Source organism: Streptomyces sp. NPDC060209 (assembly GCF_042728155.1).
In the GTDB taxonomy this organism is placed as follows: domain Bacteria; phylum Actinomycetota; class Actinomycetes; order Streptomycetales; family Streptomycetaceae; genus Streptomyces.
This window is the reverse complement of the sequence record NZ_JBHWZS010000277.1, coordinates 1-11,359: the sequence shown is the minus strand read 5'-3', so window position 1 is coordinate 11,359 and position 11,359 is coordinate 1. Positions and strand designations below refer to the sequence as shown.

The 11,359-nt window shown below is 63.2% G+C and carries 4 protein-coding genes; 2 read left to right on the top strand and 2 right to left on the bottom strand.

Annotated features, from left to right (window positions below):
* Nucleotides 1-38: 38 nt before the first annotated feature.
* Nucleotides 39-2,981, bottom strand: coding sequence for a VCBS repeat-containing protein (locus ACFWFI_RS34385; protein ID WP_387398096.1), 2,943 nt, complete (start codon nt 2,979-2,981; stop codon nt 39-41).
* Between the two features lie 473 nt (nt 2,982-3,454).
* Here ACFWFI_RS34385 and ACFWFI_RS34380 point away from each other — a divergent pair, with 473 nt between their 5' ends.
* Both ACFWFI_RS34380 and ACFWFI_RS34375 read left to right on the top strand, forming a co-directional pair.
* Entirely contained in the window at nt 3,455-9,622 is a 6,168-nt protein-coding gene (locus ACFWFI_RS34380; protein WP_387398094.1) for an RHS repeat domain-containing protein, read from the top strand.
* Nucleotides 9,623-9,813: 191 nt separating this feature from the next.
* On the top strand, nt 9,814-10,233 hold the full coding sequence (locus tag ACFWFI_RS34375; RefSeq protein ID WP_387398091.1) for a hypothetical protein: 420 nt from the start codon (nt 9,814-9,816) through the stop codon (nt 10,231-10,233).
* A gap of 44 nt (nt 10,234-10,277) precedes the next feature.
* Here ACFWFI_RS34375 and ACFWFI_RS34370 read toward each other — a convergent pair whose 3' ends face one another.
* Nucleotides 10,278-11,141, bottom strand: coding sequence for an IS701 family transposase (locus ACFWFI_RS34370; RefSeq protein ID WP_387398089.1), 864 nt, complete (start codon nt 11,139-11,141; stop codon nt 10,278-10,280).
* Between the last annotated feature and the right edge of the window lie 218 nt (nt 11,142-11,359).

The following is an 11,359-nucleotide window of genomic DNA, read 5'->3' as shown; positions in this document are numbered from 1 at the left end:
GAGGAGGAGGAACCCCATGTTGCTGCTATTTGCTCTCATTAGTTGAGGGCTTGGAAGTCGAGCCATCCGCTGGTTCCTACGGCGACACCGGTGCCGGAGAGGTTGGGGTAGACGTAGAGCTTGCCGTCTTCACCGGTGGCGAAGATGTCTGCCTTGTTGTCGGAGCCGGCGTCGGGGAAGGCGGTGAGCAGTGGGCGGTAGGTGCGTGTCCAGCCGGATCCGATGACGGTGGAGGTGGTGCCGCTGCCGAGGCCTTCGCCGGCCGGGCCGGTGCCTTCGTAGAGCCGGAGGTCTCCGGTTGTTTTGTGCCGGGCCAGGAGATCGACGTGTCCGTTTCCGGTGCGGTCGCCCGGGGCTAGGAGGTCGTAGTTGGACCAGGAGCCGTTGCCGACGAGGACGGGAGCGCGGGTTGCGTCGAGGTAGAAGGACTTGGACCCGTAGTAGAGCCAGAGCAGGTTGCCTTCTTTGACCAGGATGTCGGGGTAGCCGGCGATGTCGATGGTGCCGTCGTTGTCGGTGTCGAGCGGGCCGTCGACGTCGCCGATGGCGAGGACTTGTTCGGCGTTGGCCCAGTGGTTGTTGACGTCGTCGTAGACGTCGAGTTCCTGGCGTTCGTAGAGGCAGGAGCGGGAGTAGCCGTCGGCTTGCTCGTCGCGCTCGGTGCAGGCCCAGCCGGCGCCGTTGTTCGGGTAGAGCTGGAGGGTGTTGCCGCCGTCTCCGGGGATGGCGGCAACGAGGTCTTCGAATCCGTCGCCGGTCCAGTCTCCGCGGTGGGTGATGCTGGCCTGGTCGAAGTCGCTGTTGCTGGTGGTGGTGCCGGTTCCGACGTATCCGTTGCCCTGGCCTGGGTAGAGCCAGAGCTGGCCGTCGGTGCGGACGCCGTAGATGTCGGCGTTGTTGTCACCGTTGAGGTCGCCGGCCTTGTCCGGGATGGCCAGGCCGTTGGCGTAGAAGAGGTAGGAGGCCCGGTCGGACCGGTTCTGGGCGGCGTCGAGGCTGCGTACGTTCAGGCGCTGTGATCCTGCCGCGGGTGGTGTCAGGGTGAGCTTGGCGTCGACTTTTCCGTCGCCGTCGAGGTCTGTGCTGGGCAGGGCGGTGCGGACGGTGGGGTCCCAGTCGGTCCAGTACTCGTAGGACTTGACGTCGCTGACGCCGCCGTTACCCAGGATGAACGCTCCGGCTGTGCGGGCCTGGCCGGTGGTGGCGGGCCAGCCGTCGGTGCCGTCGGGAAACTCCTGGGAGCTGATGGTGGGCGGGGTGCTTGGCCGGGTGGGGTCGAAGTCGAACCGGCACGTACCCGTAGGGGTCCAGGCGGAACCGGTGCTTGCGTCGAGGGTTTGGACCTTCCAGCCGAAGTTCCCCTTGGCCGCTGTCAGGTATTTCTGCAGGGTGGCTTTGGGGATCTTGGCCTTGGCGACGGTGCCGGAGGTGGCGGAGACGATCTGGTTGAAGATCTCACTGCCACTGGAGAGGTCGTTGGTGCCCCAGAGCCGGAACTGCGCGCGGACAGTGCCACCGTCGGGGTCTGAGACCTTGGCGGTCAGAGTGACGTCGGTGTTCCCGATAGTGGTGTACGGCGCGACGGTGTCACACCCGCCCGAACTGGGAATGGTGTCGAGGCTGCTCGGTACGTTGGGAATGGTGTTGTACTCGGTGGACAGAACGGCGGATTTGGCGTCGAACTTCTTCCACGAGTACTCGTCGTTTTCGTTGGTGGCGCGTATACCTAGAGTTAGGTTTGGCCATTTTGAACTGGCGGCGGTTTTGGCTCCGGACGTGACGTCGAAAGCGAGTGCTCCGGCAGGACAGTTCGACCCCCACCCCTTGGAGTCGTCGACGGTTGAGAGTCTTTGCTTCCAGAATGCATCCGTGTTGGTGTTGTTCCAGTTGCTGGACGCTGAAATCGAACCGGTCAGCCAAGTTTCCACCTTCCGGGAATCACATGACCACGACCATGTGTTCTTGATCCGGAACGTCGAACTAGTGATCTGCTTTTTGGTGTTCCAGAGGTTATTGGTGTCCATGCGGAAAATTGAGCGACCCAGTCCGTTGGTCACATTCTCGAAGCCCGCCCGGGCGACGGAGGTGGTCTTCCCGTCACCGTCCCAGCCGGCCCCGTTGTAGTAGCCGGAACCCGGCGTCGCCTTGTAGGCGATGGTCCACGCTTCGCGGGCGCCGCTGACTGCGGGGTCGATGTACACGGGGTAGGTCGTGTCCTCACCCGTGAGCAGAGACTGGTCCGGGGTGAGCAGCACCTGATCTGTGGATACGTCGATGGGCACGACGGATTCCTGCGCACCGTGGCCGGGTTCGAACTCGCCTCCGGGTGGGGATCCTTCCTCCGACGCGGAGGCGGCGCGAGCGGCTTCCGCGCGGCCGGGAGCGCTGGTGCTGTCCCACATGCGAGGCGCTGGAGCGACGAAGACCTGTTGGCCGGCCGGATCAGTGGCAGAGAGGTTGCCGTGTTCATCGGCAGCGACGACCAGGCCGTCGGTGGCCAGTTTGAAGGCGATGCTCTTCAGCTCGGGCTGGGCGGCTGCCTGTTCGGACTTGACAACCAGAAGCTGGCTGAAGCCATTGTTGTCGGCTCGCAGTTTCAGGTCTACCCCGGAAAGGACCTCGGGGTAGGTGACTGTGTCATCCGCAACCACGGGCTTCGGCAGGGGGGCCGGCCACTCCAGGGACATGGCGCGGCCGTCGCGGACAACTGCGGCGACGGGGCCTGTTCCACCGTTGGAGAAGGAAACGGCGACGGCGGTTGCCTCTGTGCTGAGCCTTCCGTCTGAGGAAGCCTTCAGAGTGGTGTCGATGTCCACCAGCTTGTTGTTCTGGCGCGTCCACTGGGCTGTCGCGTAGGACTCCTGGGTGAAGCTTCCCGAGGGATTTGCGTACACCCGGGATGTCTCGCTCCGCTGGGAGAGCACCTCGACAGGCTGACCGGACTCCTGCGCCTCGGAGGATGCTTCGTCCTCCGCGCTCAACTGCGTTGCGGGAGCGCCCTTAAGGGGTGGCGTTTCATTTGGTACTGCGGTCGCTGATAGGACGATTCCCGGAGCTCCGAGGGTGCAGATGGTTGCGAGAGTTACTACGGAAACTAGTCTCCGCGATGCCCCTCTTCGTTTCTTATGTCTTGGATGTCCCATGGTGTGAATTCCCCTCCCTGATCCAGTCGAGACGCACCTTAGAACGTGAGGGAACCGTGATGAGTGGAGTTGCGGAATAGCCCTGATTGGATTGGCGTAAAAATCCGTAGAATATTCCTACCAAATGGGTGTATAGGGAATTTTTCTTCTCTCTCTCGGATTGGTGTATTGGCTTGAAGGTGCTTCCTGTCGAGGTCTGTCTGTGTCAGAACTGTGAGGGCCCTGCTAACTTCCGTGACCAACTGTGATCTTTGGCCGACGGGTGGGGAGCTCTGCAGATGTCTTGGGGTGGGGGCGTCAATGCTGGACGCGTGGGCAGACGGGCGCGGCTGATAGCCGTTGCCTTGACTGCGTTTCTCTTTGTAGGGCTACTCAGCGGCCCGGTGGCGGCAGCCGCGGAGCTCAACCTGCTGAAACTGGCAAAACCGGACCCGGTGCCGACCGGGAAGGTCAAGAAGCAGAGCGCGGCGAAGCCCGACGAGGCTGGCCGTCACCCATGGAAAAAGCCGAAGGTCACATGGCCGGAACCAGGCACAGCGACCCCCGCCCTCCCTGAGACCGGCGCCGCGGTGAAGGCCGGCAAGCTGCCCATCCAACTGCAACACTTCCCGGGCAAGACGGCCAAGGCCTCGAAGGCGCAAGGCCCGAGGAAGGTTCAGGTACAGGTCCTGGATCGGGCAACGACCCAGTCTCTGGGCATCGAGGGTGTGGTGCTGGCCCTCCGGCCTACTACCGGGGCCAAGGGCACCTTGGACGTCAAGGTCGACTACTCCGGATTCCGGAACGCCTACGGCGGCGACTGGGCCTCCCGCCTGACCCTACGCACCGTCCCCACCTGCACGCTTACCAGCCCAGGCAAGAAGGGCTGCACCAGTGGTGACGCACTGCCGACCAGGAACGATATCGGCACCGGCTCTCTCACAGCAGCGGTCGCGCTGCCCGCTGCGGCAACCGAGTCCGAGACTCCTGCCGGTGCTGATCCTGTCGCATCATCGAAGGGTGCGGCCCGTGTTGTCGCGGCCAACACTGTGCTCCTGGCCGCGACAGCACAGGACGCCGGACCATCCGGCAACTTCGCAGCGACTCCCCTTTCCCCGTCCTCTTCATGGGCGGCAGGCGGTTCGAACGGGTCCTTCTCCTGGACCTACCCGATCGGGACCCCGGACGTCGCGGGCAGCCTCACCCCCGACCTGAATCTCAGCTACTCCTCCCAGTCCATCGACGGCCGTACCGCAGCGACAAACAACCAGGCCAACAGCATCGGTGACGGCTGGTCGATGGAGCCGGGCTACATCGAACGCCAGTACATCTCCTGCACCGAAGACACGAAGGACAGCAATACGACCGCCCAGGTCGGTGACCTGTGCTGGAAGAAGGACAACGCCGTCATCAACCTCGGCGGCCAGGCCAACACCCTGGTCAAGGACACCGCTACCGGTGCATGGCACCTCGAAAGCGACGACGGCACCAAGATCGTCAAACTCACCAACACGGCCCTGGCCAACGGCGACAACAACGGCGAGTACTGGCGGGTGACCACCCCGGACGGCACCCGCTACTACTTCGGCTACAACCATCCTCAGGGCTGGAGCACCGGCAAGGACGAGACCAACTCCACCTGGACCGTGCCCGTCTACGGCAACCAGGCCGGCGAGGAATGCCACGCCACCGAATTCAAGGACTCCTGGTGCCAACAGGCATGGCGCTGGAACCTTGACGCTGTCATCGACCCGCACGGCGACGCCATGACTTATTACTGGGACAAAGAGACCAACTACTACGGCCGTAACGTCAACCCGTCGACCGGCGCCTCCACCGCCACTCCTTACACCAGCGGCGGGTCACTCAAGCGCATCGAGTACGGCCTGCCCTCCAACAACTTCTACGCCCAGCCCGCAGCCAAGGTCGACTTCACCAGCAGGCCCCGCTGCCTGACCGACTGCGGAACCTTCGACAAGGACCACGCCAAAAACTGGCCCGACGTCCCCTTCGACCGCTACTGCGCCTCCGGCACAGAATGCAAGGACCGTTACTCGCCGTCCTTCTGGAGCAGCAAGCGCCTGACGAAGATCGACACCTCGGTCCTCGTCGGAACCGCGCACAAGCCGGTCGACACCTGGGTATTCGACCACCAGTTTCCCCCGACAGGCGACGGCAGTGCCCCTGCCCTGTGGCTGGCCTCGATCACACGCACCGGCCATGGCGGAACCGGAGACGTCACCCTTCCCGCAGTGACGTTCAAGGGACTGAGCCTGCCCAACCGAGTCGAAGGCGCTACCACCGGTGGCAAGCCGGACCCGGTACCCCCGATGTGGCGTTACCGGGTCTACGGCATCAACACTGAGACCGGCGGAACCATCGGCGTCACTTACTCTGCGACTGATTGCAAGGCCGGCGACGTGCCCACACCGACGTCCAACACCCGGCGCTGCTACCCGGTCAAGTGGTCCCCGCCCGACGCCCCGGCAGCTGAGTACGAACCATATCTGGACTGGTTCCACTCCTACGTCGTTACCCAGGTACTGGAAACCGACAACACTGGCGGAGCGCCTGCCAAGCAGAGCGACTACACGTACTTGGACGGCATGGGCTGGGCCAAGTCCAAGGACGATGAGTTCACCGACGCCAAGCACCTCACCTATGGAGACCGCAAAGGATTCGGCCGTGTCCAGGTGCGAACAGGGGCCGCACCGGACCAACGGACGCTTGAGGAGTACCGCTACTTCCGCGGAATCGACGGAGCCGCAGTCAAGGACCACGAAGGCATTGCCGTTACCGACCGGGAAGCCTTCGCCGGCATGATCCGCGGAGTGGCCGTGTACAACGGCGACGGCGGAAAACTAGAGACCACCACCAGCTACGAACCGTGGCGCTCGGCCGCCACCGCCACCGAGACTCGCACTGAGGGACTGCCTACCCGCTACACCTACGCCACTGGCAGCAAAAGCGAGCAGACCCGCACCGCTGTCGGCTCCGGCTGGCGTACCACCCGTACCGAGCGGACCCACGACGATTTCGGGCAAGTTCTGACCGAATCAGTCCTCGGCGACACCGCGAAGACCGGTGACGAGGAATGCACCACCACCACGTACGCGCGAAACACAGCCAGCAACATCCTCAACCTGGTTTCCGAAACCAAGACCGTCGCCAAGCCTTGCGGCACCACACCCACCCTCCCGACCGACCTCATCTCGACCGCGCGGCACTTCTACGACGGGGCCACAAGCCTCGCCACCGCCCCGGTCAAGGGTGACGAAACACGCCTCGACGAACAGGACACCAAGGGCACCGGCTATCTCACCACCGCCACACGTACCTACGACGCCCACGGTCGGGTGAAGACCTCCACCGATGCGGGTCAGAACACCACAACCACCGCCTACACCCCGGCCACCCTCCAGGCGCCCACCACGACCACGGTGACCAACGCACTCGAACACGCATCCACGTCCACACACGACCCGGTCCGCAGCGTCGTCACGGCCACCGTCGACGCCAACGGCAAGCGCACCGACGCCGTCCATGACGGCCTCGGACGCCTTGTGAAGGTATGGCAGCCCGGCTGGCCCAAAGCCGACCACGCAGACAAGCCGTCCGTCGAATACAGCTACACGATCTCGCGTACCGCCGCCAACGCCGTCGAAACCAGGACGCTGAAGCAGAACGGCGACTACCGCACCACCTACGCCCTCTACGACGGGCTGCTCCGCGAGCGCCAGACCCAAGCACCGGCCACCGGCACCCAGAACCGGATCATGACCGAGACCCATTACGACACCCGCGGATGGGCATGGCAGACCTACTCCGCCTACTACGCCAACGGCGCACCGTCGGCGAAGCTGGAATCCGCCGCCGTCAACACCGTCCCCGCCACTACGCAGAACCTCTATGACGGCACAGGGCGTGTCACCGACGCCCTCTCTCTTACCTTCGGCGACGAACAGTGGCGCACCAAAACGGCCTACGAGGGTGACCGCACCACTGTCATCCCGCCCAAGGGCGGCACCGCGACTACCACAGTCACCGACGCCCTCGGCCGCACCACCGAGCTGCTCGAGTACACCGACACCGCGCGCACGACATCGCAGAAGACCGTCTACACATACGGCAAGTACGAACAACCGACCAAGGTCACCGATCCCAGCGGCAATACATGGATCTACACCTTCGACTACCGCAGCCAGAAGACCGAGGTCGACGACCCCGACCAGGGCACCGTCACCACCACCTACGATGACCTCGGGCGCGCTGTCACCGAAACCGACGACCGCAACGTCACCCTGACGACGGTCTACGACGCACTCGGCCGCAAGACAGCCACCAAGCAGGGCGAGACGGTCCTCGCGAAGTGGACGTACGACACCCTCGCCAAGGGCCTACCGACCAGCAACACCCGCTACGTGGACGGCGCCGCCTACACCACGGGAGCCGACGCGTTCAACGAGCGCTACCAGCCCACCTCAACTACCAGCACCGTCCCCGCGCAGGCCGGCGGCTTGGCGGGAACGTATACCTGGACCTACAAGTACAACGACGAGACCGGAGCTCTGCTCTGGACCCACAACCCGGCCTTGGGCAACATCCCCGCCGAGTACGTGACCACGAACTACAACAGCGACGACCAGCCCTACCGAACCAGCGGCGAACGAGACGCATTGGTCTCCAACACTCGGTACGACGTCTTCTCCCGGCCGGAACGCCTCGAATTCAGCGCCAACCTCGGACAGAAGGCCTATAAGACACAGGTCTACGACGAGCACACCGGCCAAGTGATCCAGCAAACTACCGATCGCGACCTCGCTCCACAGCGCGTAGACGACACCACCTACAACTATGACCCGGCCGGCAACGTCACTGGCGTAAAGACTGCCAGCGGCCAGGATGCGCAGAAGTCGGTCGACAACCAGTGCTTCAGCAACGATCCCCTGGGGCGCCTTACCGAAGCCTGGACTGCCAAGACCGACTGCACAGCCACTCCTTCCACATCCGCGGTCGGCGGCCCGGACGCCTACTGGGACACCTACGAATACGACAAGGTCGGCAACCGCACCACCAAGACCGAACACGCGACCACCGCCGGCACCACGGACGCCGTCACCACCTATACGCACCCGGCCCCCGGTGTCAGCCTGCCCCATGGAGTTCAGCAAGCCACCGTTGCCGGAGGATCCGACAACGGCCGTATCAGCACCTTCAAGTACGACAACGTGGGTAACACCACCAAGCGCACTATCGGTACCACCGTCCAGGACCTGACCTGGGACGCCGAAGGCCATCTCGCCACCCTCACCGAGGCCGGCAAGAAGACCAGCTACACCTACGACGCCGACGGCAACCGCATCATCGCCAAGAACGCAGACGGTTCAAGCATCCTCACACTTCCCAACGGCGACGAAGTCACCCTTGCCGCCAACGGCACCAAAACCGGAACCCGTTACTACACCCACAACGGCGAAACCGTCGCCGTTCGCACCGGTGGAACGATCTCCTACCTCATCGGCGACCACCAGGGCACTGCGATGACCGCCATCGCAGCCGGCACCCTCACTCTCACCCGCCGCAAGCAACTCCCCTTCGGAGAGCTCAGATCCGAACAATCCACTGCCTTCGGCAATCACGGATTCGTCGGCGGAACCAACGACGCCACCGGCCTCACCCACCTCGGCGCCCGCGAATACGATCCCACCCTCGGCCGATTCCTGAGTGTTGACCCCATCATCGACATCAAACAACCCGCCCAGATGAACGCCTACAGCTACGCCCACAACAATCCCCTTACCCTGTCCGACCCCGACGGCCTATGCCCCGCAGACCTCTGCGGCAACGGCTACCCAATCGGCGGCACCGGCACGAGCAAGAACAATCCCACCCGGTACGTAAAAAACGCATCCACAGGAAACCGGTTTGCGCTCGGCCCGTACATCAGCCGGAGCGGAAAGTCCGTTGTCGCCTTCCCGGGTAAGAAGAGCAGTCAGCAAGCCGCTGCACAGCGCAGAGCCCAGAACGCCATTGATGCAGCAAAGAAGGCTGAAGCTGAGAGCAAGAAGCGGATCAAGAGTGACGGCATCTTGGGGAGTATCAACAAGTTCATCCACGACAATCGCAGCACCATAGAACTTACGGGTGATGTGGGCCAGGCAGTCAATTGGGGGTCAACGGGGCTAGCGGGCCTCTGCCTTGCGGTCACAATGGGGAGCTGCGCTGCTGGGCCAGCTGAGGTTCTGGCGATAATTGGTAAGGTTGGCGCTGTTGTAAGTGCCGGCGCTGCCACACTGATAGCTATTGACTCGTGTGCAAACGACGAGAGGAGTGCTTGCATACATGACAGCTGGGGTGCAGGAACGGCGCTAGCCGAGATTGCGATCCCTTATGTGCCCACAGGGGCCTTCAAGCTAACCGAGAGGATCCAAGAAGCCTACACATCCGGCAACAATAGCGGGATTGTCGGACGACTCACTCGCTGGATGTTTGACGAATGATGGCTGAGTAGCATGTTAGGGGCCCACCTTGGACTGGGGTGGGCCCCTGTGCGCACCTACCTTCACACTCACCAAAGAGAGGGGATGTTTTGTCCGGTCGCGAAGCGCGTAAATTGAGGCGGAGGGGTAAGTTGGTCATCTCATTTTCCGCCCAATCCTTGCTTGTCGTCGCTGGAGCTTATGCCCAGTTGGTGACATCTTCCGCCGAGCCGTCCGCTCGCGTCGCGGTACTGGCACCGCTGCCGTTCTCTTTGTATTTCATATGGAGGATTTTTCAAAATCCATTCATAATTCTTGGAGAACGCGGAGTGAGTATTAATAATGCTTACTCTGAATTCTTCATCCCTTATCAAGAGATCGAGGGTTGCGGTGCCGGTCCAGGTCTAGTCATCAATACGAAGCGGAGCGGAAAGATCTTTTCAGCTGCGTTCGACTCCTCCCTCTTCGGTAAGTCCGTGAGGCGTGAAATCGAAAAGGAAATAGCAGTCAGGATTAAGGCGCCCAAGCATGACTCGAGCGTTAAATTCGAGAAGGGGTACACAATGGGGGCCCCTGAAGTTATTGGCCCGATGCTCTCCTTCGTCTTGTTTGTCGTGGCTATATCGCTATAGCGAGCCCTGTTGTCAACGGCTAACACAATGAGGCTTTTCCAGCCTCAGGTTGAGGCGAGTTGAAGGACGAGGACGGCCTTCCCGATCCTGGTGATGCGGTTAGACGTCGTCTTGATTGGCTGAGACGAGACGGGAGTGGGTCGCGGGCCTTTCGCCCCATTTCCGGTGCTCTGGCGGTGCCAGGCCGTGGTGGGCAGGCGGCCGGCGACGGTATCCGCGCGGACGGAAGTGCGGCCGTAGTTGATCTTCGCCCGGGTTGAGCAGGCGACGGCCAGGACATGGCCGACGCCGCGTGCCTCGAGCGCGGCGCGGAGTTGGGGGTCTTGGCCGTAGGCTTCGTCGCCGGTCACCCAGGAGGCGGTAATTCCGGCGTCGAGCGCGGCTGTGATCATCTCCTCGGCCAGACGGGGCTTGGTGGCGAACTGCACCGTCTCGGGTATCCCGGCTGCGTTACGGCGTTCGGGATCAGCGGAATAGGAGCGTTCCGGGAGGTAGAGCCGTCGGTCGATCAGGGCTCGTCCCCGGCTGGTGGCCAGGGCGAGGAACACGCCGACCTGGGCGTTCTCGATACGGCCGGCGGTGCCGGTGTACTGCCGCTGCACCCCTGCCGACAACTGGCCCTTTTTCAGGAAGCCGGTCTCGTCGACGACGAGAACGCTGCCGTCGGTGCCGAGGTGTTCGGCGGCGTAGGCGCGCAGGTCGTCGCGGACGGCGTCGGCGTCCGAGCGGGCGTGGCGCAGCAGGCGTTGCATCGGTCCGGGCCGACTATGCCCCGCCTGTTCTGCTAGCTGCCAGCAGTTCTTCCGCTCGACGCTCGATAGCAGCCCGAGCAGGTAAGCGCGGGCCGTAGTTCGGGGCTCAACTCGCCCGAACCGGCCTGCGATCCGGGCCATGACCTGGTCGAGCATCGTCCGCCAGCGGGCAGAGTCTACGTTATGGCCCGCGGCTATCGCACGATCTTCAGGAGTCCACACAACCCTTGATCATCTCGCGGCGGCCGCCTGCGTCTGGCGCTGCGGTACTGGCCGTCGTCGCCCCGGGCCATCGCGAGACTGCACACCGGAGTACTAATCCGCTTGCAGTACGAAGAACAGAAAGCACAGGAAGCGCGGCTCGGCCGCGATGG

Bases quoted from the DNA above. Each gene is read 5' to 3' on its own strand.
- ACFWFI_RS34370 (WP_387398089.1), bottom strand. From the start codon at position 11,141: ATGCTCGACCAGGTCATGGCCCGGATCGCAGGCCGGTTCGGGCGAGTT.